The organism is Bradyrhizobium sp. HKCCYLRH1030, from assembly GCF_051168395.1.
In the GTDB taxonomy this organism is placed as follows: domain Bacteria; phylum Pseudomonadota; class Alphaproteobacteria; order Rhizobiales; family Xanthobacteraceae; genus Bradyrhizobium.
Genome location: NZ_JBNPUY010000001.1, coordinates 249,124 through 275,337, shown reverse-complemented (window position 1 = coordinate 275,337; position 26,214 = coordinate 249,124). Strand labels below are relative to the sequence as shown.

14 protein-coding genes, 1 tRNA gene and 1 pseudogene are annotated in these 26,214 nt (G+C 64.8%); 7 read left to right on the top strand and 9 right to left on the bottom strand.

The annotated features are described in order from the left end of the window. Positions 1 to 59 precede the first annotated feature (59 nt). The 4 genes from ACQR1E_RS01165 to ACQR1E_RS01150 are packed head-to-tail and all read right to left on the bottom strand — an operon-like array spanning position 60 to position 10,087. The gene (locus tag ACQR1E_RS01165) at positions 60 to 851 is read right to left on the bottom strand and encodes a phosphatase PAP2 family protein (protein WP_315751095.1); all 792 of its coding nucleotides are present in this window, start codon (positions 849 to 851) and stop codon (positions 60 to 62) included. Next, positions 852 to 2,594, bottom strand: coding sequence for an ArnT family glycosyltransferase (locus ACQR1E_RS01160; protein WP_316202364.1), 1,743 nt, complete (start codon positions 2,592 to 2,594; stop codon positions 852 to 854). A 51-nt stretch (positions 2,595 to 2,645) separates the two neighbouring features. Continuing rightward, positions 2,646 to 4,874, bottom strand: a complete 2,229-nt coding sequence (gene pbpC, locus ACQR1E_RS01155) for a penicillin-binding protein 1C (protein ID WP_434896555.1) — start codon at positions 4,872 to 4,874, stop codon at positions 2,646 to 2,648. Next, positions 4,871 to 10,087: an alpha-2-macroglobulin family protein gene (locus tag ACQR1E_RS01150; protein WP_434896554.1), complete on the bottom strand. Its 5,217-nt coding sequence runs from the start codon at positions 10,085 to 10,087 to the stop codon at positions 4,871 to 4,873. The genes pbpC and ACQR1E_RS01150 overlap by 4 nt, the downstream gene beginning before the upstream one ends. A gap of 474 nt (positions 10,088 to 10,561) precedes the next feature. On the opposite strand from ACQR1E_RS01150, the gene ACQR1E_RS01145 reads away from it, so the two are divergent. The 3 genes and pseudogenes from ACQR1E_RS01145 (at position 10,562) to ACQR1E_RS01135 (ending at position 12,068) form a co-directional block, all read left to right on the top strand. Then, positions 10,562 to 10,638, top strand: a tRNA-Arg gene (locus ACQR1E_RS01145). A gap of 131 nt (positions 10,639 to 10,769) precedes the next feature. Continuing rightward, positions 10,770 to 11,504 (top strand): annotated as a pseudogene (locus ACQR1E_RS01140) (FkbM family methyltransferase); the annotation flags it as partial. A gap of 402 nt (positions 11,505 to 11,906) precedes the next feature. Next, complete coding sequence (locus ACQR1E_RS01135; RefSeq protein WP_316172794.1) at positions 11,907 to 12,068, top strand: hypothetical protein; 162 nt, start codon at positions 11,907 to 11,909, stop codon at positions 12,066 to 12,068. An 83-nt stretch (positions 12,069 to 12,151) separates the two neighbouring features. Here the strand turns inward: ACQR1E_RS01135 and ACQR1E_RS01130 are convergent, their stop codons facing one another. The 3 genes from ACQR1E_RS01130 to ACQR1E_RS01120 all read right to left on the bottom strand — a co-directional run bounded on the left by ACQR1E_RS01130 (position 12,152) and on the right by ACQR1E_RS01120 (position 15,143). Further along, positions 12,152 to 12,364 (bottom strand): hypothetical protein, encoded by a 213-nt coding sequence (locus ACQR1E_RS01130; RefSeq protein WP_315711835.1) that lies wholly within the window; start codon positions 12,362 to 12,364, stop codon positions 12,152 to 12,154. A gap of 120 nt (positions 12,365 to 12,484) precedes the next feature. Then, positions 12,485 to 12,958, bottom strand: a complete 474-nt coding sequence (locus ACQR1E_RS01125; protein ID WP_315827573.1) for a hypothetical protein — start codon at positions 12,956 to 12,958, stop codon at positions 12,485 to 12,487. Between the two features lie 148 nt (positions 12,959 to 13,106). Then, a complete protein-coding gene (locus ACQR1E_RS01120) occupies positions 13,107 to 15,143 on the bottom strand; it encodes an acyltransferase family protein (RefSeq protein WP_434896553.1) in 2,037 nt (678 codons plus the stop codon). 1,138 nt (positions 15,144 to 16,281) lie between these two features. On the opposite strand from ACQR1E_RS01120, the gene ACQR1E_RS01115 reads away from it, so the two are divergent. Together ACQR1E_RS01115 and ACQR1E_RS01110 are read left to right on the top strand one after the other, a co-directional pair. After that, the gene (locus ACQR1E_RS01115) at positions 16,282 to 16,437 is read left to right on the top strand and encodes a hypothetical protein (protein WP_315738062.1); all 156 of its coding nucleotides are present in this window, start codon (positions 16,282 to 16,284) and stop codon (positions 16,435 to 16,437) included. Between the two features lie 265 nt (positions 16,438 to 16,702). Next, positions 16,703 to 16,978, top strand: coding sequence for a hypothetical protein (locus tag ACQR1E_RS01110; RefSeq protein ID WP_315751081.1), 276 nt, complete (start codon positions 16,703 to 16,705; stop codon positions 16,976 to 16,978). A gap of 84 nt (positions 16,979 to 17,062) precedes the next feature. Here the strand turns inward: ACQR1E_RS01110 and ACQR1E_RS01105 are convergent, their stop codons facing one another. After that, complete coding sequence (locus tag ACQR1E_RS01105) at positions 17,063 to 17,431, bottom strand: PRC-barrel domain-containing protein (RefSeq protein ID WP_315711829.1); 369 nt, start codon at positions 17,429 to 17,431, stop codon at positions 17,063 to 17,065. A 467-nt stretch (positions 17,432 to 17,898) separates the two neighbouring features. Between ACQR1E_RS01105 and ACQR1E_RS01100 the strand changes: the two genes are divergently transcribed. Beyond that, entirely contained in the window at positions 17,899 to 18,912 is a 1,014-nt protein-coding gene (locus ACQR1E_RS01100) for an SDR family oxidoreductase (protein WP_316203342.1), read from the top strand. Between the two features lie 171 nt (positions 18,913 to 19,083). Here ACQR1E_RS01100 and ACQR1E_RS01095 read toward each other — a convergent pair whose 3' ends face one another. After that, positions 19,084 to 19,275, bottom strand: a complete 192-nt coding sequence (locus ACQR1E_RS01095) for a hypothetical protein (protein WP_315711826.1) — start codon at positions 19,273 to 19,275, stop codon at positions 19,084 to 19,086. A 675-nt stretch (positions 19,276 to 19,950) separates the two neighbouring features. Here ACQR1E_RS01095 and ACQR1E_RS01090 point away from each other — a divergent pair. Further along, positions 19,951 to 26,211: a HAMP domain-containing protein gene (locus tag ACQR1E_RS01090; RefSeq protein WP_316165453.1), complete on the top strand. Its 6,261-nt coding sequence runs from the start codon at positions 19,951 to 19,953 to the stop codon at positions 26,209 to 26,211. The last annotated feature ends 3 nt before the right edge of the window (positions 26,212 to 26,214 follow it).

The following is a 26,214-nucleotide window of genomic DNA, read 5'->3' as shown; positions in this document are numbered from 1 at the left end:
CTGCCCCGGGCGATGCGGCGGAGGCTTATTATGGGGCTTGGGGCCGCCTATCAACCCCTTTAGCGCGGTACGATTTGGCCGTCCTTGCCCAGGCGGAAGCCCAGCCGTCGTGCTGCGAACCAGTAGCGGACCAGCATGGCGCAGGCCAATCCGACCACGGCGCCGGCGACCACATCGCTTGGATGATGCGCCAGCAGCACCAGCCGACTCAGGGCAATCACGACGGCATAGATGAACATCGGTATCCGCAGCCGCGACCAGACGGCAGCAATGGCGAATGCGAGCGCGAAGGCGGTCACCGCATGCGCCGACGGCATGCTGAAATAGGCCGGCGTGCCGTTGAAGGGTTCGAAATTGAACGCATTGGCCTTGCCGCCGACGAAGGGACGGCCGCGCCCGATGATGTATTTCAACACCTGGGCCGATAGCACGGAGAGCAGAACCGCGAAGAAGAAAAACTGAACATGCGTCGCAAAGTTCAGAAGCCGGCTGCGCGAAGCCTCAGGCCACAACGGCGCGATCAGGATCGTCGCGACGACCCCCACTGCCAGCAGTCCCAGCACGTATTCGTCCTGGCCGAATTCGGTGATGATGCGCACCGGCCACAGGCTCGGTGTTCCACGCGCTGGCATCAGCCCGATTTCGTAGGCATCGAAGGTGAACATCAGCATCAAGACCACACTCAGGCCGATGGCACCGAGCAGGAGAAGCTCGCGTCGCAGGCGTTGCCGGCCCGCAGCGTCCGGCGCGGTCTGCGGCCGCCGAACCAGCCGGCCGAACGAGAATTTGCCGACCAGCGCGAGCTGGGCGAGATAGCCTGACGACAGCGAGGGCGTGTCTGGCGCCGACATCTACTCGGTGCCTTCCGAACGATAGATCGCAATCGAGACCGGGCGGCCTTGCGAGATGTTGTAGCCGTCGATGCGCTTGGCGACGTTGTAGCGCAGCCCGATGGCCTCGGCGCGCTGCACGAACGCCCGTTCGGTGCGCTGCTCGACAAGCGCGAAGCGGCACGTGCCATGGTTGAGGAAGTCGGCCGCCCCCGAGCCGTCGGTGAGCTGTGTCGAGGTTCCTGTCATGAACACGAGGCTAGGTTCGTGGAAACCTGCCGCTGCCGCCTTCGGCCCGACGCAGACCACGTTGCGCAGCGCGCGCGCAATCTCCGCGCTGGGAAACAGCGGTGTCAGCGCCGGCAGCACGGCGCCATACACCACGAACGCCAGGAACATCGCCGCCACGCCGGCATTCAAGAGCGAGCGCTCGGCACGGCCGTCGTCATAGAGCCACCAGGCGAACAGGCCGAAAATCAGCGACGCCGCCACGAACGGCCAGGCCAGGAACACCGGCTGGTGCGTGACGATGATGGCGCCGATCACGGCCACCACCGACGTGATGGCGGGAATCGCGAACCACCAGGCGGCGCCGCGCCGCAGCCAGTTGCGCGCCAGCACCCGCCGCTCCAGCGCGCCCACGGTGAGGATGGCGATTGCCGGATAGAGCGGCAGCACATAATGCGGCAGCTTGGTCAGGACGGCCTCGAACACGACCCAGGACGGCAGCAGCCAGGCCAGCAGGAACTGCGCCCCCGGCTCGCGCCGCGCGCGCCAGACGGCGGGGGCTGCCATGGCGGCCAGCGGCGCGCCGGGCCAGAAGGTGATGAACAACAGCAGCAGATAGAGGCCCGGCGGTGCGCCGTGCGACTCCTGGGCGCCGATCTTGCTCAGCATGTCGCCGCCGACGGAATCGGCGAAGAAGGTGTCGCCGGCGCGCAGGAAAATCAGCACGAACCAGGGCAGCACCAGCACCAGCATCCACATCAGTCCCCATAGAGGGCGCAGACGCGATAGCCAGCCAGCACCGCGATCCATGATCGCCAGCGCCGCGATCGTCAGTCCCGCGAACATCAGGATCAGCGGGCCCTTGATCAGGATGCCGCCGGCGAGCGCCGTCCAGAAGATCGCAGGCGGTCCCCACGGTGGATGCACCGGATCCTCGCCGCGCTGCCACGACAGATAGACGCGGGCCAGCGCACCCATCGCAGCCACCACGGTGAATAGCAGCATCGCGTCGGTCTTGGCGAGCCGGGCTTCCGCCCCGAGCAGCACCGAGCAGCACATCAGCAGGGCGGCGAACACGGCGCCGCGCCGTGTCACGAAGGAGAGCGCGGTCCAATAGGTCAGCAGCACCGCGCCGATCGCACCGATCAGCGAGGGAATGCGGTAGACCCAGATGCGCAGCTGCGCACGCGGCAGACCGATCGCCGACGCCGTCTCGACCGCAGCCGATTGCAACCAGTAGATGCCGACCGGCTTCTTGTAGCGCACGTCGTCCTGGAAGCGGATATCGACGTAATCGCCGCTCTCGACCATCTGTTTGGTCGCCTGGGCGAAGCGCGCCTCGTCGCGATCGATCGGCGGGATGGTGAAGAAGCCCGGCAGGAACAACAGCAGCCCGCAGACGAGCAGGAACGTCACCGCCCTGGTGTGGCTCACGGTGACGACATCGATCATCCGCACCAGCCGATTGCCTGGATTGACCAGGTTCTTCGGCTCGCGCGGCTCTCCAAAACGGGGGCGGGCAAAGGTCTCGACCATGGGGTTCCGAATACGCTGAAACCGCTATGTCGACAACCGCTTAGCGAACCCTCACTGGATTCTGACCACAACTGTGTCCGCAGCGCCCGTGGCATCGATCACGGTGAGGCGGGCAAAGCCCGGCCCGGGCGGATCGATCAGGCGCTGGCGCCGGCTGTCGATCTCGCCGACGGCTAGTCCATTGACCAGCATGGTCAGCGGCAGCACGCCCCCGGACACTTTCACCGGCATCACCGACGCCTCGGGACCGGCGGACCGGTCGACATCGATGCGGGAGCCGTTCAGCGGGAACTGGATGTGCGGCGCCTGCTCTGCGCCGGTCCGCACCAGTTCTCCGACCGGCCGGAACCGGCGCAGGGGCAGCGGCAACTTTGAATTGCTGGCGACAAGCGCACCCTTGGGCGGCTTTGGCAGTGTCGCCGGCAGCTTGCCGCTGCGGGCAAAAGCGTCGAACAGGATCGGCGCCGCGGCGACGCGGCCGATCAGGCCGGGCACCGGCGCGCCGTCGGGCCTGCCGACCCAGACGCCGATCGTCACGCGGCCGTCGAAACCGACCGACCAGGCGTCGCGATAGCCGTAGCTGGTACCGGTCTTGAAGGCGATCCGGTTGCGGGCTGCGTTTTCCGGAGGCGGGGTCCCCAGCAGCACGTTGCCGACCTGCCAGGCGGCCGCCGAATCCATCAGCCGCAACGGCTCGCGGGCATCGTCGGTGCCCTCGCCGGTCATGATCTCGCGCAGCGGCCTGGTGGTGCCCAGGCGCGGGAATCCGGCATAGAGCTGGGCGAGGTCCTGCAGGGTCACGCCGACGCCGCCGAGGCCCATGGCGAGGCCTGGGGCTTCGTCCTTCGGCAGCACCAAATTGCCGCCGGCCTGTTTCAGTCGCGACGACAGCCGGCTGGCGCCGACACGATCGAGCAGCACGATGGCGGGAACGTTCAGGGACAGTTGCAGCGCCTTGCGCACCGGCACCGTGCCCTGGAACGTCATGTCGAAATTTTCCGGCGCGTAGGAGCCGAAGCGCACCGGGCGGTCCTCGATGAGGCTCTCCGGATGCACGAAGCCGTCCTCGAAGGCGAGCCCATAGATGAACGGCTTCAGGGTCGAGCCTGGCGAACGCACCGCGCGGGTCATGTCGACCTGCCCTGCCCGCCTCTCGTCGAAATAGTCGGCCGATCCGACATGGGCGAGCACTTCACCGCTGTCATTGTCGACCACGATGATGCCGACCGAGACGTTCGGTCCCAATGCGATGGCGCGATCGCGCGCCAGCGGCTCCAGCACCTTCTGCAGCGAGGCGTCCAGCGTAAGGCGGATGATCGGCTGATCCTTGACGGTCGCCGAGGCCTGGTCGGCAGCATGCGGCGCCAGGATCGGCATCGGCTGGCGGAAGGCCGGCACGGCTTGCGCCTTCGCCTGCGCCGCGTCCTCGGCGGAGATCACGTTCTCCGACACCATGCGGTCGAGAACGCGGTCGCGGCCGCGTCGAGCGGCCTCGGGATGCCGGTCGAGCCGCCGCGTCTCCGGTGACTGCGGCAGCGCCACCAAGAGTGCCGCTTCCGCCAGTGACAGCCGCTTCGGCTCCTTGCCGAAATACGCGATCGAGGCGGCGCGGATGCCTTCGAGATTGCCGCCATAGGGCGCGAGCGTCAGGTAGAGATCGAGGATCTCGTCCTTGCTCAGCTCATGCTCGAGCTCGAGCGCGCGCACGATCTGCCTGAGCTTGGCGTGCAGCGAGCGCTGCCGCCTGGGCTCGAGCAGCCGCGCCAGCTGCATCGTGATGGTCGAGCCGCCCGACACGATGTGGCCGTGCGCGCCGAGCTGGATCGTGGCGCGCGCCAGCGCGCGGGGGTCGACGCCGTGATGGTCGTAGAAGCGCTGGTCCTCATAGGCGAACAGCAGTCTCAAATAGGTCGGATCGACGTCCTTCTTCGCGCTGACCGGCAGCCGCCAGCGCCCATCCGCCATCGCATAGGCGCGCAGCAGCTTGCCGTGGCGGTCGACGACGGTGGTGGACACGGCTCTGGCCTCGCGCAGCGGCAGCGGGCCGAGAGAGATGGTGTAGGCGGTGAAGGCAAGGACGACTGCGACGAACAAGAACAGCGCGCCCGCGAGCAGCCGTTTGACGCTCCGCCCTCTCCTCGGGTCATGGCCGGGCTTGTCCCGGCCGTCCGCGCCTTCGTCGCCGCGAGCGATGGATGCCCGGGTCAAGCCTGGGCATGACGGAGTGTGCGGCTCCGTCCGGCCACCCAACTCACGATCGCTCGTTCCACCCTCGCTCATTTCGCCGCGCGGACCTCCACGGAGCCCGTACTGGTCCGACCATAGCGTGAGGGATTGTACATGTCTTCGACATAGGCCTGTGGCAGCACGTATTTGCCCGGCGACACCGCCCGCACCACGTAGGCGACCGTGAACACGGACTTGGAATCCGCGGCGCGGTCAAGCGCGGCGGTGAAGCGGTCGTCGCGGAACTCGGTATTGACCGGCTCCTGGCCGTCCTCGATCCAGTCGAGCGTGCCGCTGTCGCCCGACGACACCAGATGCGGATTGTCGATCTCCAGCCCCGCCGGTAGATAGTCGGACACCATGATGTGCCCGTATTCCGGCTTGGCCTCGGTGACCTTCAGCACGACAGCGAAACGGTCGTTCTGCTTCGCGGTTCTGATATCGGCCGGCTTGCCGTCGAGCGTGTAGTAGCCACGCTCGATCTTGAAGCCGTTCGATGCCGCCGGCTCCGGCGTCAGCGGCGAGCCGGAGACGGAGACCACCGCCTGCACCGGCGCATCACCGGTGTTGGTGATCTTCAGCGGCTGGCCCGAGAGCTCAGCCGCCTTGTAGCTGCGGTACAGCGCCTGCTTCACCGCCTGCCCGTTGACATCGAGCGTCAGCGTCTCCTTGGCGAGCGCACGCGCCGCCAGCACCATCCACGCATTCTCCTGCGTCGAGGTGTACGGCGTCAGGCCACGCGCTGCCTCGACGCGGGTCACCGCCTGCGTCAGCGTCGCGCGCGGCGCATTGCCTTCGCCGGCCAGTGACACCAATGCCGCCGCATCACGCAGGTCGGAGCCGTAATCGGTGCGGCCGAACACCAGCACCGGCTTCGGCGCGAGGCTGTCGGCGGCTGCCGCATAGACCCGCTCGGCGCGGGCGCGGTCGCCGACCAGCGCGAGCGCCGCGGCGAGCTGCGCCTTGGCAATTGGAGTTGCGAGATTGCCGAGCTTGGTGTCGGCGAGATAGCGCAGGTCGCCGATCGGCGCCGCGCCGTTGCGCGCGAGCACGTAGAGGCCGTAGGCGAGATCGCGGCCGCCGCTCTTCTCCGGCTCCTCGGCATTGACCACCGAGTTCCTGACGCGGTCGAGCGCGCTCTTGAACAGCACGTCCGGCACGGCAAAGCCCTTTTCGCGGGCGCGGGTCAGGAAATCCGTCACGTAGGCATCGAGCCAGGGATCGTCGCCGCCGGCCGACCACAGACCGAACGAGCCGTTGGAGCCCTGACGCGCCAGCAAGCGGTCGATCGAGTCGCGGATGCGCTGGTCGACCTCGGTGTCCATCGCGAGATGCGCGCCGGCTGCGAGCTCGTTGACATAGAGCAGCGGCATCGCGCGGCTGGTGATCTGCTCCGAACAGCCATGCGGATAGCGGTCGAGCGCCTTGAGGATGGTTGCCGCATCGAGCGCGGTCGACAGTCCCGCCGACAGCGACACCGTACCGGTGCCCGCCACGAGATCATTGAACATGTCCGATGTCAGCGTCAGGCTCTCGCCCTTCGCGAGCGTGCGGATCGAGCGCCGCGCCAGCACCTGGGTCGCCGGCTTGACGTCGAGCTGATAGTGCCGCGCCAGCGCCAGCCCGTTGGGGCCCTTGATATCGACGTCGAGCTGCGCCGTACCGGTGCCGCTGGCATCCAGCGGCAGCGTCGACGACGCCCGCTGCTTGGCAGCGAGCTTCAGCGTGACGTTGGCATTGCCGGAGACCTTGACCGGGCCGCTGGCCTTGACGCCGACGACATAGTCGCCCGGCGCACCCTCGACGTTATCGAGGTCGAACGACAGCGTGCCGCGGTCGCCGCTCAACAAAAAGCGCGGCAGGGTCGCGGTCAGCACCACCGGATCGCGCACGGTGACGTCGACATTGGCCCGGCCGACTTTCGTGGCGCTCCATGCGACCGCCATCACCCGCGCAGTTCCTGCGAACTCCGGAATATCGAAGCTGACCTCGGCGGTGCCATCGGGCCCGACGGTCACGATGCCCGAATACAGCGCCAGCGGCTTCTGCGTCGGCGGCGAGCCCTGCAGCTCGGCTCCGCCACTGTCGCCGCCCGAGCGGATCTGGCCGCGCGTGCCCTGCATGCCGTCGATCAGCTGGCCATAGAGGTCGCGGATCTCGGCGGAGAGCTGGCGCTGGCCGAGATAGTAATCGTCGGGCGCCGGCGGCTTGTAGTTGGTAAGGTTGAGAATGCCGACATCGACCGCCGCGATCACGATCTTGGCGTCCTCGCCGGGATTGAGCCCGCCGACCTTGACCGGAATCTTCAACGCCGAGCCCGGACGTACCAGCGCAGGCGGCGTCAGAGCCACGTTGAGCGTGCGCGCTGATTTGTCGATGCCGAACCAGGCGACGCCGAGCGCGCGGCCCGGCATGCGCTGCGCGGCCGCATCGAGCGGACGGCGCAGCGTCGTGACGACATAGGCGCCGGTGCCCCAATCCTTGCCGACCGCAAGCTTGACTTGGTTGGTACCTTCCTTGACCTCGGTGGTCTGCGTCGTCAGCAGCCGGTCGCCGAGCACGTTGACCGTCAGCTTGCCGGCAGTGCGCGCATTGACCGTCACGACCATGCTCTCGCCGGACTGGTATTGCGGCTTGTCGAGCGAGGTCTCCAAGAGATCCGGCGTGTCGGCGCTGCCGTCGGTGTACCAGCCGACATCGAACTGCAGCGACGTCACCGGGCCGTCGGCATCCGCCGACTTGACGTCGAGGCGATAGCGCCCGGCCTCCGGCTGGAAGCTCAGCCGCGCCGGCTTGTTGGCTGATATCGTGACGTCGCCGTCGCCGACGCGCTTCGTCGACTTCACCGGCTCGTACTCCCAATAGGAGTTCTGCCGGTACCACTGGTAGCGCGACTCGATCTTCAGCAGCTCATAGCGCAGCCCGCTTCGCGCCAGCGTCTTGCCCTCCGGCGAGACGAACACGACGTCGAACTCGGCCTTGTCGCCCTCGCCGACGCTCTTGCCGGAGAACGACGGCTTGATGCCGATCTGCGCCGCCTTGGGCGCCACGGGGAGCACCAGCTTGCGCTCGACGGCGCGGCCGCCGGTCTCAGCCAGGCGCACATAGATCTGCGCCTCCTGCGGCCGGCTGGAGGACGGCGGCTTGGGCAGGCTCACCGGGAACGTCGCCGCCCCCTTCTCGTCCGTTTCCGGCATGCCTTCGATCGGGGTGCGCTCGTTGGAGGCGCTCTCCTCGTCGGCGACGCCGAACTGGTAGCCCGGGAACCCCGGCCGCTCGGGCGCGGTCGTCACCAGCAGGTCGCCCTCGAGCTGCAGGCCGGAGGCCGGCGCACCGTAGAGGAAATGGCCGTCGACCTTCACCTCCACCGGAGTCTCAGCCTTGATCTGCTTGTCCTTGGAGCTCAAATCGAATTCCAGCCGCTCGGGGACGTAATCCTCGACCATGAAGGTGGTCTCGCCGACCGCCGTCCCCTTTGGGTCGGTGAAGGCGCGCACGCGGTAGGTGCCGGTCGGCACCGCCGAGTTCAGCGCCACGCTGAACGAACGGCCGCCGGCGCCCTGGTCCGGCAGCACCGCGCGGCGAAACTCGACGCCGTCGGGACGCTCGACGACCAGCGTCAGCGGCGTGCCGGTCATGGCATTGCCCTTGCCGTCGCGCAGCAGCGCGGTGAGGTAGACCGTCTCGTTGGAGCGGTAGACGCCGCGCTCGGAATAAACGAAAGCGTCCGGCCCCGTGGGCGCTTCGCGCCCGGCGACGCCGCGATCGGACAGGTCGAAGGCTGACGTCTTCAGGCTGAGGAAGGCATAGTCGGTCTTCTCGCCCGACACGGTCAGCATCGCCGGCGACAGCCCGCCCTCGCCACGCGCCAGGCCCGTCTCGAACAGCACGTGGCCGGCGTCGTCGGTCTTGCGCGTCGCGAGGATCTCGTTGTTGCGCGCCACCAGCCGCACCTCGGCGCGCGCGACCGGATCAGTCGAGGCCAGCGAATTGACGAACACGTGAATGCCGTCATTGCCGGAGAACGCGGCGACTCCGAGATCGGAGACGATGAACCATTGCGTCGCGAGTTGGCCGCCGTCCTCGTCATTGCCGCTCGTCGGCCCCTTCGGCGCCGCCGTCATCACATACACGCCGGGCTGCATGTCGCTCAGCGCCTGATCGACCGGGAAGGCCGTGGTGACGTCCTGGTTCAGGGTCATCGCGGTCGACAGCTCGCCGCTCCACACCTTCATGCCGCGCTCATTGCCGAGATCGGTGAGCTGATAGCTCGACAGCGGCCGCTGGAAGTCGCTGTCGATGACGGTGTTGATCAAATTGCGGTCGCCGATCCGGAACACGTTGACGGTGACCGCCGGCGTGTTGACGCTGACCAGCGGAATGCCCTTCTGCCCGGTGCGCGGCAGCACATAGGCCTTGCCGGTGAAGCGCACGAACGGCTTGCGGTCGCGAACATAGATGTTGAACTCGGCCGATTTCGGCAGGCTCTCCTTGACGCCCGACGGCAGCCCGGCGCGCAGATTGATGTTGTAGCGCTCGCCGTGCTTGAGACCCTCGACGCAGAGCTGCTTGTCCTCCGAGGTCAGCGCCGGCTTGTCATTGCCGGCCTGGGCCACGAACGGCGAGAAGTCGGTGCGCTTGGCGAGATCCTCGGAGAACTGGAAGCAGGCGCGCGGGCTCGCCGAGTCCGAATCCACGGTGTAGTCGAGCAGCTTGAAGCCGTGCTCGTCGCGCATCCGCTCATACTGCCCACGGACATCGGCCACCTCACGCAGCTCGAGCGACATCCTGAGCGTATCCAGCGCTGGCCGCCACAGCTTGCGCTCGGCCATGGTCTTGCCGAGCACGGCCAGCGCATCCGCCTCCTCGCCGGCATTTCCGGCGCGCTGATAGGCGATGTAGGCCGCCGTCGAGGCCCGCTCCAGGAGGAAGGTCTGCTCCGACGGATTGATCGGCTTGATCTGGTTGAGCACGGTGCGCGCCAGCCGCAGCCAGTTACCGGAATCATCCGGCGCAGCGGTCGCGATCTGCCCGAGGATCTGCAGGCCGGTCCGTAGGTCGTTCCGCCGCAGCGCCGCGTCGGCATCGGTGCGAAGCGTCGCCAGCGGCTTGTTCACCGCCCCCGCCTCGCTCTTGATCTGCGCCTCCAGCTTGATCGCGGCATCGGCGAGGTCGTCGCGCTTGAACGCCTTGTCGGCGGCGTGGGCAGAAGCAAGACCGAGCGCCATGATGGCGCAGAGGACGGCGGCGCGAACCAGACCGATCATGGGGCAGCTCCTTGGACGGCGATTGGGGCGGCTGTTCCGGACACGCGGAGAGATGTCCGTGTTTGGCCGATTCGTGGCGAGAATGGACGCGAAATGGTGACGGACTGATGGCAAAGGTTGCAGCGGACCGGCGAGCGGCCCGTCCCAGGCGCGACCATCGGCACGCACATGCGACAGGAAAATCTGTTCATCAACGGGCAATTCACAGGACATGGCATACAGACAAGCCGCGGCGGCCGTCGATCCGGCGCCGCTGACGCGCAAATGGGGCGATAGACCCACCTCCGCCTCCGCTTGGTCTCGCCGGGCCTCCGTCGGGTTCGGCCGCTCTTGGCGAAACGGAAGATTTTTCATATGACCCGTGCTATGGAAAGCGCGCCGGCCGGGCTTTGCCCCCGGCACCTATCCCATGACGCTCATCCTCCGGACGTTCATCTTGGGATGGTCACCGGGCGATATTCGTCTCGCGACGCCGGTCCCATAGCTCAACTGGATAGAGTAGCGGATTTCTACTCCGCGGGTTGCAGGTTCGAGTCCTGCTGGGATCGCCAATCGCCACGCCAGCGCCATCCTGGCGCCCCGCCACTCGTCCATTTTGAAGCATTGCCGTAAACGACAGGGCGTGCGCACCCGAGCCCGCCCTCGTTTGGCGGGCGCGTAGCCATGGCGTTGGGGGGCTCGGTTGGCGAAACATGAGGCATCCCGGTTTCTGGTCAGAATCCTGCGGTCCCGATTCCGCGACCACAAGACGGAGCTGTCCGAGTTGCAGCGTCACATCCGGCGCGGCGACATCGTCTGCGACATCGGCGCCAACAAGGGCAGTTTTCTCTACTGGCTGGCACGGTGGTCGGCGCCGGGGCGGGTCATCGCCTTCGAGCCCCAGCCGGATCTTGCCGAACGATTGGCGCGGCTCTGCTCCCGGTTCTCGCTCGACAATGTCGTCGTCGAACCGCGCGCCGTCTATTCGTGCTCCAGCAGGAAAACCCTGTTCGTTCCCGAAGGGCATCAGCCCGGAGCTTCGCTGCTCCGGCCCGCCGAGACCTCGAAGGCGATCCAGGTGCAGACGACGTCGCTGGACGACTATCTCCCCGACACCGCAAACGTCTCTGCGATCAAGATCGACGTCGAGGGTGCCGAACTCGACGTACTGCGCGGCGCCGAGCGCACCTTGCGCCGATGCCGGCCGTTGATCGTGGTCGAGTGCGACCGCCGCCTGGCGACGCTCGACAGGGTGAAGGAGACATTCTTGCTCCTGCGGAGTCTCGGCTATCGGGGCCAATTCCTGAGCCGCGGGAGATTGCTTCCGTTGTCTGCCTTCGACCCGGAAATCCATCAGCGCGCCGATGGCGAATGGTTCTGGAAGCGGAAGGACTATTGCAACAACTTCATCTTCAGGAGCGTGCGCGCGCCGACGTCCTGTGACCACGAAGCTTTCCTGGCACCGATCGAAACCACTTCGCCGGGCGCACGAAGTCGTCCTGAAACAGTCCCCCGGCACGTTGCCCAGCATCACATCGACTGATGGGGGTTACCGATGTCCACGTTGCTGAGCTTTATTTTCGAATCCTATTGCCTGAGCTGCCGGGCGATGTTTCCGGAGCTTGATACCGGTCAGCCGACCGTCGCTGAGTAGCGCGCGCCGAGCGGCCGGACTCTCGACCCGAGGTTCAGCCGCGCGGACCCAGCGGTTCTGCTTTGGCTGTTCGCCTGCAACGCAGGATGCCTCGCGTGCATTAAGCTTTCCTCTTCAGCTTAACGCCGGCTTCAATTTGACGCCGACGCCCTTCATCCGCCACGTGCTGGGCGATGGAGTTGAACCATGTTCGAACTAGCCATTTTGACTGCAATCTGTTTCATCGCCACCGTCGCCCTCACGATCATTTACCAGCGGCGCCAGGATGTCCTGTACGGCCCCTACATTACCGATGTCTCGTGGCCGACGGCGCTCCCCGACGACCGCGTCGAAGCGTCGTCATCCTGAGCCTGGACGCACTCCCGGAATGCTCCCGCACAAGCCGTCGCGATCACGCCAGGGAAGAGTGGCGGTGCGGCCGACGCCCGATTTCAGAAGCCGATGCGCCCGCCAGAATCGTTGAGCAGCGCATCGAGCCGGTCCGGGCTCATGCTTTGTCCGCCGGGCATCTCGATGCTGACGCAGGCGGCGCCGAGGCGCAGATAGGCATTGGCCGTCAGCAGCGCGTCCTGCGCGCTGCGGCACCTGATGGTAGCGATCGCGCTGGCGCTTTCGGCCCGTACGGTGAAGGACGCTGCGGCCACGAAGGACTGGCTCATCTGTAAGCGGCGGCTGAAATGAAGCCGAAGCTTATTCAGAGGAGCCCGACGGTATCATTGAGGTGGATCAAAGCCGCCAGCCGAAGACTTCGCTAAGCGCCCCCCTCAGCTTCGGTTCAGCGACAGGCTGATGCGGGTGACGATGCCGTCCCAAGCGCGCTCCCAGACCCGGGGGTAGTTGATCAGCACGCAGTGCACGTAGCCGCCAACGAAGTTGCAGCGATTGTACCAGACGTAGTCGCCCTTGTAGCTCGACACCGCGAAGAATCGCGAGGTGACGCGCTTGTATTGAATATTCGGCGGCGGGTTCTTCCTGGCAAGGAACCGCGCAGGTGACTCCCGCGCGTTATTCGATACCGACTGCACGGTCAGATTGGCGCGGCCGTCGGCAGTCTGGAAGCGTTGGCCGTAGCCCTCGGGTTGGCCCGCCGTGTCGCTGAAGATCGAGACCGGAATGTCGACCGATGTGCCGGTCTCCGGGATCCTATAGGTGTTCCAGCGAACCGATTGGGCCGTCGCGGCGGTGCTCCAGCAGGCGGCGCACGCAAGCACTGCCATCGCCTTGATGATCGGATTCATGTGTGTCGTCCCGAACGGCTTGAGAACGCGATGACGTTGGATCACTTTCGCGGCCGCGCGAAGGCAATGTCCGACATCAACGGCAGGCGAACGCACGACACCCGCCGAAGTTCATGGCTCGCGCAGGTCCCGTGCTCGGTCGCTTCCATCATTGAACGCGGGAGGGGGCAAGGTTCCGGGTTGCCGCCGGACCGTCACCAGCCATGAGCTCGTTCGTTCCGGTCTCGGAGGGCTGCTCCAGCCTTCGCAAGAAGGCATCCAGTTGCGGCGCGAGTTGCGAGACGACGAACCTCGAGCCTTCCGGGGTGAAATGGATGGTATCCCAGACGATCGGCGTTTCCGCGTCAATCGTCAGCGGACAACGCCTCTTGCTGCAAATCGTGTCGAGAATGGAAACGTATTGAACGAGCGGATACGCGCGGGCGATCTCTCTCAGACGATCGTCCGCCTCGAACGACGCGTCTTTCGGCATCAGCGAATTGCCGATCGGGACGTGCGTCTGCTCATGGTTGAACAACGTCGAAGCCAAGGGAACTGGAAACTCGATCGAGGGACCGAGCAGCAGAACGGGAACGCCCGTTTCCTGAGCCACCGCCAGCAGCGCGTTCAAATAACCGTCGACGCGCCGTGCGGGAGGCCGGCCATAGGTTTCGAGATAGGCGCGCCAATTGCCGGAAAGAATGATGGCGTCAAAGCGGTGCGCCTTGATCTGATCGCGCAGCAGCTGATTGACGTCGTTACAGTTTCGCGAGCTGCTCAGCTTGAGCTCGACGAACGGCGGGCAGCCCCCTGACGCGAGCTGCAGAAGATGGTAGGCATCGGGCGACAGGTAGCTGCGCAACGCCCAGGCATAATGCGCGGCAAGGCTGTCGCCGGCGAGCAGAATGTTGCGCTTGTTTGCAGCCGGTTTCAGGCACGCCTCGAAATCGTAGGCCGATGCCGGCTCATCGGGCTGCAAGAAGCAGCTGTGCGCACGATAGAACGGCTCCATCGTCCGGGAATCGTACCGGAGCATTCGTGCCTGTGATTGCGGGAAGCGATCGGCGTAGCCGTCATGCGCGACGCCGTGAACTCCGACCGCGACCATGACGGCGGCAATGCCCGCGATCACCGGGGAGCCACGCACGCCACCCCATACCGTTCGTGCGCGCGCAGGCCGCTCGACGATGACGTAGGACAGATAGGCCAGCAGCAGCGAGCACAGCAGGAGTCCAACCGTAGCTGCCGCCGAGGTCGCCACATCCAGCGGCAGCGCGGCCCTGCCGAGGACGAAAACCGGCCAGTGCCAAAGATAGAGCGAGTAGGACAAACGGCCGAGGAATGCTCCGAGCTCACTGAATGGCAGCCCGGGTCTGCCCTTCTCCTGATTGAACGCGACGATGTAGACCGCAGCACCGACACAGGGGACCAGCGCGTGCAATCCCGGGAAGCGGGTCTCTTCGCGGAAGATGACCACGGCAAGCAGCATGGAGACCATGCCCGCGGCCGCGAAGGCCAGGCGCGTCACGCTTCCAACCGGCGACCATCGATGCAGGAAAAACGCAATGCTTCCGATCAGGAACTCCCAGGCCCGCAGCGGGGCGATGTAGAAGGCGGTCGAGGGCGATTGCTTGATCCAAAGCTCGTCGAGCACACACAGCGCGATCGTTCCGAGGATGACCAGCCCGAGCGACGGCTTCGACGTTGGATCGGGAAACAGCCGGCTCCAGAGCCAAGTCACGACCGGAAACAGGAAGTAGAACTGCTCCTCCACCGACAATGACCAGGTGTGGATGAGAACCTTCCCGATCGTTGGTAGATCGAAATAGCCGGTCTGCGACCAGAAGAAGACGTTCGACGAAAACAGCACCGTGGAGATCGCGCTTCCGAAGAACATTCGGTAGTCGCCTGGAGGCGCCAAGAACCACGCGACCATCGCGGTGACGACGATCATCAAATAGAGCGCCGGAAGCAGCCGCCTCGCCCTCCGTTCGTAGAACTCAATGAAGGAAAACGAATCGGATTGAATGCCCGTCCAAATGAGCCGGGAGATCACATAACCGGAGATGACGAAGAAGATGTCGACGCCGACAAACCCACCGCCAAAGCCCGGCAGCTCGTAATGAAATCCAATGACCGAAACCACGGCGACGGCGCGCAGCCAATCTATGTCCGGCCGGTACTCCAAAACCTTTGTGCGCGTCATGCTGGTAGCCTGGGCGGGCCGTTTGCCCTAACAGATTACCTGCTGACATGTTCCAAAATGAATTGCAACGTTCAGAAACACACGGAAATACCGTTGTTGGTTGGTGTATCCGAATTGCCGCACCGCCTCAGGAGCCCATCACGCGGGGATGCTGGAGGATAGCGGGCACGGCCGGCGCCCATTCCGCCTGCGGCGTCATCCGCTTCGCATCAGGAGGATTGGCGATCGGTCGCGACATCCCGGTACTGACATGGGGACGGTGATCGAAAGCTCGACAGAGCAGCGAGAACGCGCAGCATCCGTCCAGGCCCACCTTGCGAGCAAGCCAGATCCATGCGCCGCGCTCGCGCGCGCTGCCCAACGCAGCCTTCGACCCGACGGCCGCTCGGGTGTCGGTAACTGCTCAACCTTGGGCCTTCTCTTCTTGCTCAAGCCTAGCAACGCGCCTTCATCACCGAGGGCGGGCATGCCACGCGCGCTTCCTCCATCATGATTCATGAACTGCCCATCATGCTTGCGCCTCAACTGGGCTCGACACGAGACGCCCGTGCGATCCCCGCTCGATGATGGTGGGGCTGTTGTATGATCAGCACACCCGCCAGCGAGATTTCAGCGACCCGCTTCCGTCGTCACCACCCACATGATACCAGTCATGCCAAAGAACCCGGCGAGCGAGTGGCGACATCGCCATAGCCGTTAACACCTCGCCACAAATTGGCCGAGGTCGAGGTGAGCTGCCTCTATACTTAGAGTTGCTTTTGCAACCGCATTGGCGCCGTGGCGCGCACGGTGCTCATCGGCACCGGGCCGCACCGGATGAGCACGCTCAAACAGCCTCCCTGAAGAAATTAAGCTTAAAAACGTGCGGCGCCGCGTCTCCGCAACCTGGCAACTTCTTTCAACAGCCAAGACGTGCAACAATACTGCACGCAACTAATATCAACCTCAGATTTAATTTACTGATCATTTACTTTCCGCAACTTTGCCCCAAAAACTGCACGATGCTGGGTTCCTCTTTCACAATTAGAACTCTTCTGGGACTCTACAAAAACCACCTCCCAGAAACGGGATCTAACAACCTCGGATATACTTTTCATAACTCACTCTCCGTCTTCGTTTCGCGTACAGAGGTCCCACAATGACAACACTCATCAAGGCTCTCCCGACCCATCTCGAAGAGACCCGTATCGACTCCGAGAAGCTGCGCACGATCCTGATGCTCTGCGGCGCCACGGCGTTTGGCTTCATCCTCCACGCCACCTACGGTCTCGATCTCAGCTACGCCTTCTTCTGATTTGATCAGTCCACCGGTCGTGGGCTGCGACTCTTCATTGCCCGACGCAATCGGCGTCGGTCCCGGCTCGCGGGGTTATTGAACGGCCCCGCGCGTCGCCTTTTCGAAGCGATACGCGCCACGCGAAGAATATGGCAGATGCCGTCAATCACAGGCTTGATCGTGCTTTTGCACAGCCTGGCCGCGCCGCTCCCACAATTCCGCCGCGACGACGCGACACGCTGAGGGTGTTGAGAATTGCGGTTGCTTGAGGACGAGTAGCGTCATGCGTTCACCAGTATATGATCTCTATCAGATGAAGCAGGATCGCCTGCCGAAGGGAGCCCGTTCGGCATGGCTGAGGACAAGGCCGAATGAGCCGCCCCCCACCGCCGATGACTGGGTCTTCGTCGGCAAGGAACGGCATCCGAGCCGGTGGACGGTCGCAGAGATGAATGAAAAAGGCACCTGCTACCGCGAGATTCCGATCTGGCTATCGAGCCGCCGCAGCATGATGGCTGGATCGGCGGCCGAAAACGGCGCTCAGCCGCCGGCCGCCTGAGATTTCATCGGGGGTCGCGGACAAGGCCGCGATACGCGACGTTCGTCGGCATCCTCGCAAGCGCAATGAACGAGGGCGACGGTCCTAAGCGAGTTGGACGCCGTAATAGTCGTCGACCTTGCGCCCCGCCCCGGCATCCCCCCAGTCCCACTCGCGCTCGTCGGAATATTTCGGCGCGCCCCGCAGCTGGTTCTCGGTCACGCCGGTAACGTAGCCGCCGAGTCGCGTGTCGTACTTCAGGGATTGCCAGGGCAACGGGTAGTGATCATTGCCAAGCCCGAGGAAACCGCCGAAGCCCAGGACGGCATACGAGACCCGCCCGCTCGGCTTGTCGATCATCACGCGTTCGATGGTGCCGATCTTGGTGTCGTCGGCGCCATAGACGGCCGTGCCTTCGACCTTGTCGCTTCCAATCAGGTTGCCATATTCGCGTTCATCGAGCATCGATGTCATGTGATCCTCCCGGTGCTAATGGATCGATAACGTTCGGCCGTCACCGGCCGTTCCCAAGGGCCTGAAGGGCTCTCAGTCACCCGCCGACGGGTTACTGTCCTGCTCGGGATGACGTGTCGCCTCGCGGGACGGAGCATCGGGAGATGTGGTCCTATGAACCTGCTGCGCACGCTCCTTGTCGGCGGGCTGATCCTCCCCGCGTCCTGTCCTGACGATGCCTTGGCCTTGCTGCGCCATCGGATGGCTCTCCTTGGTTGGTGATCCACGAAGGGCGTCGGATTGGATAGTGCCGACGCCACTCCGATTCGATCGAAAACGACGCGGTCCGCGCCTGTTCGTTCCTCCCTGAGCCAACCGGCCGCAGAGCCGACCAGTGCATCTGGCGCGCGACACGGTGCTTTCAGAGATCCAAATGAAACGTTGGTGGTCTCAGGCCGTTGACCACGTCCCTCGAGAGGAGACACCGTATGGCAGGCGATCGCACAACGTCGATGTCCCGCCGCGAGATGGTCGGAGGCACCGCAACACTTGCGGCCGCATCGCTGACCTCGGCAACAGCGAAAGGACGCGAGACGATGGCCGCAAATTCAACCCCGCCCGAACCGCTCGTGGACCCCAAGGACAAATATCCGAAGCCGCCGTTCGAACACCAGTCGCAGCCCTGGCCGGGTCTTGCGAGCAAGATGTCGCCGCGGCCGGATCACGGTGAAACCAGCTACAAGGGTTCCGGGCGTCTCGCCGGGCGCAAGGCGCTGATCACTGGAGGCGATTCCGGCATGGGACGCGCGGCCGCCATCGCCTATGCGCGGGAAGGGGCCGACGTCGCGATCAACTACTACCCGACCGAGGAGCCGGATGCGCAGGAGGTCATCGCATTGATCGAGGCCGAGGGGCGAAAGGCCGTCGCCATCCCCGGCGATCTGCGCGACGAGGAGTTCTGCCGGCGGCTGGTGCAACAGGCCGTCGAAGCGCTGGGCGGACTCGACATCGTCGTCAACAACGCCGCGCGGCAGCAGGCACGCCAGTCGATCCTGGATGTCTCGTCCGAAGATTTCGACGCGACGATGAAAACCAATATCTATGCCCCGTTCTGGATCATCAAGGCCGCCCTGCCCCATCTGAAGCCGGGATCGGTCATCATCGGCACTTCGTCCGAGCAGGCCTACGATCCCTCTCCCGACCTCTATGACTACGCGCAGACCAAGGCGGCGACCATGAACTACGTGAAGTCCCTGGCCAAACAGCTCGGGCCGAAGGGCATTCGCGTGAACGCCGTCGCTCCCGGGCCGATCTGGACGCCCCTTCAGGTCTCAGGCGGGGCCACTATGGAGAAACTCGAAAAATTTGGTGGTCAGACTCCACTCGGTCGTCCTGGCCAGCCGGTGGAGCTTGGATCGATCTACGTCCAGTTGGCCGCTGCGGACGCGAGCTACGCCAACGGGCAGGTCTATGGATCTTCGGGAGGGTCCGGGCAGCCCTGAAGCCGCCCGCCTCGCTCAAATGCGGGTGACAGGCTGCGGAAGCGAATACGCTTCCGTATGCACCTGACGGATCGTTGTGAACGCAGCGACAGCCGACGCCAAGCTGAACGCAGTCAGTAGCGCAATGAGAATCGTTCGTGGGGTCATCGGACGCTCCTGCATTCTGATTGGTTACTCGTGCCGCGCAGCCTTCGGCTCGCCGAGCGGCGCAATCTCGCCGTCGAGCCAGTCCTGCTGGAGGGCGAGCGCATTCCAGCCCTGGGCCATGCGCCGATAGCGCCGGAAGGCCGGCTCTTCCTGCGTGCGCTCCGCAAGCTGGAGGCAGTTGTCCGCGTTCTCTCTGAAAAGATCTGATTGTTTCATACAAATTTAGCTGGTGGGCGCCGCGCGCCGATGCAATCGTGTTACACGATATTAATGATCATGGAACTGTCGGCAGTTCTCTATCGAAAGCGGAGAGCAGTACGTTCTGTTCCAAGTTGCAGGATGCTCGTGAGACCGAGCATCACAACGCTCTGCCGTGGTTTGCTGACTCTCTGACCTCTTCCCCTTCGGGATCGCGTCGCAGCCCTGGACTGCATTGTCATCCCGCGCTCCGAACAACGAGGTCCCCGCTGCTTGCTGCGCTGCGGTCGGAGCGTTGCGGAACTGGCGGGCGCATCGCCCGTCGCTCCCGGGCCGCGGGACTTGGCGGTGGACGACCATGAAGGCGGCCACGACACTGAGTTGAGAATCGTGCTTCTCGTAACCCCTCGGCACGACCAGCGAAGGCTAATCTCTGGCTTGGTTCCGGAAAGGGATGGCTCATACTCGCAAGAGAGAAAAAGAATTCTGGAACGTTCCGCCTGGAGTGGAGTTGAGCCATTTGTGCCGGCAAATGCCGGTTCCATCAGTCGGAGAAATCGGCCTCCCGGCTTGATTTGATTAGTTGCCGCGGCTTCTATGCCGCCCGTCATAAGTGTCTCAGATTCTTGATGGTAGACGATTCTGACTTGGGGGAACTTGATGAGCGATGATGCTGCTGCCGGTGCGATGCCCATGCGCCAGGGGTTCGGTCGCCACGGCAACGGAGCCGAGGCGGCCGATGCCAGCCAGGATCTGCTCCGCGTCCTCCAGGCCATGCGTTCCGGAGATTTCTCCGTGCGCATGAGCGGCGACTATCTCGGCATCGACGGCAAGATCGCTGACACGTTCAACGAGATCATTGCAGCCAACGAGCGGATGGCGCAGCAGCTCGAGCGCGTCGGCCAGGTCGTGGGACGCGAGGGAAAGACGCGCCAGCGCGTGCGGTTCGGCATCGCCAGCGGTTCCTGGGCGGATATGGAGAGCTCGATCAACACGTTGATCGACGATCTTCTATGGCCCACTCGCGAGGTGACTCGCGCGGTCGCCGCCGTGGCCCAAGGCGACCTCCTGCAGACCGTGAAGCTGGATGTCGATGGCCGGCCTCTGGGCGGCGAGTTCCTGCAGTCGGCGACGATCGTCAATACGATGATCAAGCAGCTCAGCGTCTTCACGTCCGAAGTGACCCGCGTGGCGCGCGAGGTCGGCACCGAGGGCAAGCTCGGCGGCCAGGCCCAGGTTCCCGAAGTCACGGGCGTCTGGAAGGACCTGACCGAGAGCGTCAACTCGATGGCCAACAACCTCACCGGCCAGGTCCGCAATATCGCGGAGGTGACGATCGCGGTTGCCAATGGCGACCTGTCGAAGAAGATCACGGTCGACGTGCGTGGTGAAATTCTGCAGTTGAAGGAGGCGATCAACACGATGGTCGACCAACTGCGCTCGTTCGCGTCGGAGGTGACGCGCGTGGCCCGCGAGGTCGGCACCGACGGCAAGCTCGGCGGCCAGGCCATCGTTCCAGGCGTTGCCGGCACCTGGAAGGACCTCACCGACTCCGTCAACGCGATGTGCGGCAACCTCACCGCTCAGGTGCGCAACATCGCCAACGTCACCACTGCGGTCGCCCGCGGTGACCTGTCACGCAAGATCACGGTCGATGTGCGCGGTGAGATCCTGGAGCTGAAGGACACCATCAACACGATGGTCGACCAGCTCAACGCCTTCGCATCCGAGGTGACGCGCGTGGCGCGCGAGGTCGGCACCGAGGGTAAGCTCGGCGGCCAGGCGCAGGTGCCGGGCGTTGCCGGCACCTGGAAGGATCTCACCGACAACGTGAACTTCATGGCGTCGAACCTGACGGCACAGGTCCGCAACATCGCCGACGTCGCGACCGCCATCGCCAGCGGCGATCTATCAAAGAAGATCACGGTCAACGTCTCCGGCGAGATCCTTCAGTTGAAGGAGACGCTGAACACGATGGTCGACCAGCTCAATGCGTTCGCCGGCGAGGTCACGCGCGTGGCGCGCGAGGTGGGCACCGACGGTCGGCTCGGCGGCCAGGCCAACGTGCTCGGCGTTGCCGGCACCTGGAAGGATCTCACCGAGAGCGTCAACTCGATGGCGTCGAACCTGACGGCGCAGGTCCGCAACATCGCCGAGGTGACGACCGCCGTCGCCAACGGCGACCTGTCGAAGAAGATCACCGTCGACGTGCGCGGCGAGATCCTGGAGCTGAAGGACACCATCAACACGATGGTCGACCAGCTCAACGCGTTCGCCGGCGAGGTGACCCGCGTCGCCCGCGAGGTCGGCACCGAGGGCAAGCTCGGCGGCCAGGCCATGGTGCGCGGCGTCGCGGGCACCTGGAAGGACCTGACCGACAGCGTCAACTCGATGGCCTCGAACCTGACCGGCCAGGTCCGCAACATCGCGGAGGTCGCCACCGCCGTCGCCAAGGGCGACCTGTCGAAGAAGATCACGGTCAACGTCTCCGGCGAGATCCTTCAGCTGAAGGAAACGCTGAACACGATGGTCGACCAGCTCAACGCCTTCGCCGGTGAGGTGACGCGCGTGGCGCGCGAGGTCGGCACCGACGGCAAGCTCGGCGGCCAGGCCGAGGTGCCCGGTGTGGCCGGCACATGGAAGGACCTCACCGACAGCGTCAACTCGATGGCCGGCAATCTGACGGCGCAGGTGCGCAACATCGCCGAGGTGGCGACGGCCATCGCCGGCGGCGACCTGTCGCGCAAGATCACGGTCGACGTGCGCGGCGAGATCCTGAGTCTCAAAGAGACGCTGAACACGATGGTCGATCAGCTCAACCGCTTTGCGGGCGAGGTGACGCGCGTCGCGCGCGAGGTCGGCACCGAGGGCCGGCTCGGCGGCCAGGCCAACGTGCCCGGCGTCGCCGGCACCTGGAAGGATCTCACCGACAGCGTCAACTCGATGGCCGGCAATCTGACGGCGCAGGTCCGCAACATCGCCGAGGTGACCACGGCGGTGGCGCGCGGCGACCTGTCGCGCAAGATCACCGTCGATGTGAAGGGCGAGATCCTGGAGCTGAAGAACACCATCAACACCATGGTCGATCAGCTCAACGCCTTCGCATCGGAGGTGACGCGCGTGGCGCGCGAGGTCGGCACCGAAGGCAAGCTGGGCGGCCAGGCCGAGGTGCCCGAAGTCGCAGGTACCTGGAAGGACCTCACCGACAGCGTCAACTTCATGGCCTCGAACCTGACCGCGCAGGTCCGCAACATCGCCGAGGTCGCGACCGCGATCGCCGGGGGCGACCTGTCGAAGAAGATCACGGTCGACGTGCGCGGCGAGATCCTGCTGCTCAAGGACACCCTGAACACGATGGTGGAGCAGTTGCGCTCGTTCGCGGCCGAAGTGACGCGGGTCGCGCGCGAGGTCGGCACCGAGGGCCGGTTGGGCGGCCAGGCCGTTGTGCCCGGCGTCGGCGGCACCTGGAAGGATTTGACCGACAACGTCAACCTGCTCGCGGCCAATCTGACCACGCAGGTCCGCAACATCGCCGAGGTGACCACGGCAGTGGCGCGCGGCGACCTGTCGCGCAAGATCACCGTCGACGTGAAGGGCGAGATCCTGGAGCTGAAGAACACCATCAACACCATGGTCGATCAGCTCAACGCCTTCGCCGGCGAGGTGACGCGCGTGGCACGCGAGGTCGGCACCGAAGGCAAGCTCGGCGGACAGGCGCAGGTGCCGGGCGTTGCCGGCACCTGGAAAGACCTCACCGATACCGTCAACTTCATGGCCGCGAACCTGACCGAGCAGGTCCGCGGCATCGTCAAGGTCGTGACCGCCGTCGCCAACGGCGATCTCAAGCAGAATCTCACGGTCAAATCGAAGGGCGAGGTCGCAGCGCTCGCCGATACCATCAACAACATGACGGAGACGCTGGCGACCTTCGCCGACCAGGTGACGAGCGTGGCCCGCGAGGTCGGCGTCGAGGGCCGGCTCGGCGGCCAGGCCAACGTGCCCGGCGCGGCCGGCACGTGGAAGGACCTGACCGGCAACGTCAACCTGCTCGCGGCCAACCTGACGTCCCAGGTGCGCGCCATCGCCGAGGTCGCTACGGCCGTGACCAAGGGCGATCTCACCCGCTCCATCCAGGTCGATGCCCGCGGCGAGGTGGCCGAGCTCAAAGACAACATCAATACGATGATCACCAATCTGAGGCTCACCACCGACCTCAACACCGAGCAGGACTGGCTCAAGACGAACCTCGCCAAGTTCACCAACATGCTGCAGGGCCAGCGCGACCTGACCACCGTCGGCCGCCTGCTGCTGACCGAGCTGACGCCACTGGTGAACGCTCACCGCGGTGTGATCTACCAGGTCGAGACCGAGTCCGCGCCACAGCTGCGCCTGCTCGCCTCATACGCCGATGACGGCATCTATCCTCACCGGACGCACGTCCAGTTCGGTGAGGGGCTGATCGGGCAATGCGCGATCGACAAACGCCAGCGGCTGGTCTCGGAGATACCATCCGACGTCATCCCCGTGGGCTCCGCCCTGCTCCGCGCCGTCCCTAAGAACCTCGTGGTGCTGCCGGTGTTGTTCGAGAACCAGGTCAAGGCGGTGATTGAGCTGGCGTCGCTCAGTCCGTTCACGACGTCGCAGATGACGTTCCTCGAGCAGCTCACCGACTCCATCGGCATCGTGCTCAATTCGATCGAAGCCACGATGCAGACCGAGGGACTGCTGAAGCAGTCGCAGCAGCTCGCCGCGGAGCTTCAGACCCAGCAGCGCGAGCTGCAACAGACCAACGAGCAGCTCGAGCAGAAGGCGCAACAGCTCGCCGAGCGCAACGTCGAGGTCGAGCGCAAGAACCAGGAGATCGAGCAGGCCCGCCGCGCGCTCGAGGAAAAGGCGACCGAGCTCGCGCTGACGTCCAAGTACAAGTCCGAGTTTCTCGCCAACATGTCGCACGAGCTGCGCACGCCGCTCAACAGCATCCTGATCCTCGGCCAGCAGCTGACCGAGAATCCGGACGGCAATCTCACCCTCAAGCAGGTCGAGTTCGCCCGCACCATCCATGGCGCCGGCACCGATCTGCTCAATCTGATCAGCGACATCCTCGATCTCTCGAAGATCGAGTCCGGCACCGTGACGGTCGATGCCGAGGAGATCCTCACCACCAACCTCCTGGAGACCGTGGGGCGTCCGTTCCGCCACGAGGCGGAAAATCGCCTGCTCGCCTTCAACATCGACGTCGACCCGAACCTTGCGCGTAGCATCGTCACGGATTCCAAGCGCTTGCAGCAGGTGCTGAAGAATCTGCTCTCGAACGCCTTCAAGTTCACCGCCGAAGGAGGGGTGCGCTTGAAGGTGTCTGCGGCGCTCGGCGGATGGAGCGCAGAACATCCGGTGCTCAACACGGCACCGGCCGTGATCGCGTTCGAAGTCTCGGACACCGGCATCGGCATTCCGCAAGACAAGCAGAAGCTGATCTTCGAGGCGTTCCAGCAGGCGGATGCCGGCACGAGCCGCAAATATGGTGGCACTGGTCTCGGGCTCGCGATCAGCCGCGAGCTCGCCAACCTCCTGGGCGGCGAGATCCACCTCAAGAGCGCCCCCGGCAAGGGCAGCACCTTCACGCTGTATCTGCCGCTCAAATATTCAGGTCCCGCAACGGCGCCGCGCGTCAGTCCGGCATCGCCCGTTCCCTACGTTCAACCTCCAGCCCTACAGCAAGCGGCCGCGCCAGAGCGCGGTATCGAGCCCCCGCCGGACGATCGTCTCGATCTCGAACCCGGCGATACGATCCTGCTCGTGGTCGAGGACGATCCACACTACGCGCGCGTCCTGATCGACCTCGCGCGCGACAGGGGCTTCAAGGTCCTGACCGCCAGCCGCGGCGCCGAGGCGCTGGATCTCGCCAAACAGTATCAACCGGCCGCGATCTCTCTCGACGTCTTCCTGCCGGACATGCTCGGCTGGACCGTTCTGAGCCAGCTCAAGCATAATCCGCTGACGCGGCACATCCCGGTGCAGATCATCACGCTCGACGAAGACCGCCAGCACGCTTTGGCGCGTGGGGCCTTCTCCTTCGTCAGCAAGCCCACGACAACGGAAGGCGTCAGCGCGGCCCTGTCGCAGATCAAGGAATACGCGAAGCCGCGACGCAAGCGGCTGCTGATCGTGGAGGACAACGCGGCCGAGCAGCTCAGCATCCGCCAGCTGTTGGATCACGACGACATCGAGATCATCGCGGCGGATACGGGAGCTGCGGCGCTCGAAACGCTGCGCAGCGCACCGTGCGACTGCGTGGTTCTCGATCTGCGGCTGCCCGACATGAGCGGGTTCGACGTGCTCGATCAATTGCGCTCCGACGAGTTCTTGTCGAGCGTTCCGGTGGTCGTCTTCACCGGGCGGGAATTGTCGGCCGAAGAGGATGCGGAACTGCATACGATGGCGCGGAGCATCGTCGTCAAGGGCGTGGAATCGCCGGAGCGGCTGCTCGACGAGACGTCGTTGTTCCTTCACCGCGTGATTACGGAACTGCCGCTCGAGAAGCAGCGCATGCTCGAGAAGCTGAACAGTTCCGACGAGGATCTGATCGGCAAGACGGTGCTGCTGGTCGACGACGACGCCCGCAACATCTTTGCTCTTTCCAGCGTGCTGGAACGCCGCGGCATGAAAGTGCTGACGGCCACCACCGGCAGCGAAGCGATCGACCTGGTGCAGAGCAATCCCGCGATCGCGATCGTCCTCATGGACATCATGATGCCGCAGATGGATGGTTATCAGACGATCGGCGTCATTAGGCAAAACCCCGCCTTCGTCCGGCTCCCCATCATCGCGTTGACCGCGAAAGCCATGAAGGGAGACCGCGAAAAGTGTCTCGAAGCTGGCGCCTCCGATTATCTGGCAAAACCCGTCAACACCGAGCAGCTGCTTCTTGCGATCCGCATGTGGCTGCACCGCTGAACG

What these genes read in the sequence shown, in the direction of transcription:
- ACQR1E_RS01165 (WP_315751095.1), bottom strand. Translation starts at nt 851, where the DNA reads ATGTCGGCGCCAGACACGCCCTCGCTGTCGTCAGGCTATCTCGCCCAG.
- ACQR1E_RS01160 (WP_316202364.1), bottom strand. Translation starts at nt 2,594, where the DNA reads ATGGTCGAGACCTTTGCCCGCCCCCGTTTTGGAGAGCCGCGCGAGCCG.
- pbpC (WP_434896555.1), bottom strand. Translation starts at nt 4,874, where the DNA reads ATGAGCGAGGGTGGAACGAGCGATCGTGAGTTGGGTGGCCGGACGGAG.
- ACQR1E_RS01150 (WP_434896554.1), bottom strand. Translation starts at nt 10,087, where the DNA reads ATGATCGGTCTGGTTCGCGCCGCCGTCCTCTGCGCCATCATGGCGCTC.
- ACQR1E_RS01135 (WP_316172794.1), top strand. Translation starts at nt 11,907, where the DNA reads ATGTTCGAACTAGCCATTTTGACTGCAATCTGTTTCATCGCCACCGTC.
- ACQR1E_RS01125 (WP_315827573.1), bottom strand. Translation starts at nt 12,958, where the DNA reads ATGAATCCGATCATCAAGGCGATGGCAGTGCTTGCGTGCGCCGCCTGC.
- ACQR1E_RS01120 (WP_434896553.1), bottom strand. Translation starts at nt 15,143, where the DNA reads ATGACGCGCACAAAGGTTTTGGAGTACCGGCCGGACATAGATTGGCTG.
- ACQR1E_RS01115 (WP_315738062.1), top strand. Translation starts at nt 16,282, where the DNA reads ATGACAACACTCATCAAGGCTCTCCCGACCCATCTCGAAGAGACCCGT.
- ACQR1E_RS01110 (WP_315751081.1), top strand. Translation starts at nt 16,703, where the DNA reads ATGCGTTCACCAGTATATGATCTCTATCAGATGAAGCAGGATCGCCTG.
- ACQR1E_RS01105 (WP_315711829.1), bottom strand. Translation starts at nt 17,431, where the DNA reads ATGACATCGATGCTCGATGAACGCGAATATGGCAACCTGATTGGAAGC.
- ACQR1E_RS01100 (WP_316203342.1), top strand. Translation starts at nt 17,899, where the DNA reads ATGGCAGGCGATCGCACAACGTCGATGTCCCGCCGCGAGATGGTCGGA.
- ACQR1E_RS01095 (WP_315711826.1), bottom strand. Translation starts at nt 19,275, where the DNA reads ATGAAACAATCAGATCTTTTCAGAGAGAACGCGGACAACTGCCTCCAG.
- ACQR1E_RS01090 (WP_316165453.1), top strand. Translation starts at nt 19,951, where the DNA reads ATGCGCCAGGGGTTCGGTCGCCACGGCAACGGAGCCGAGGCGGCCGAT.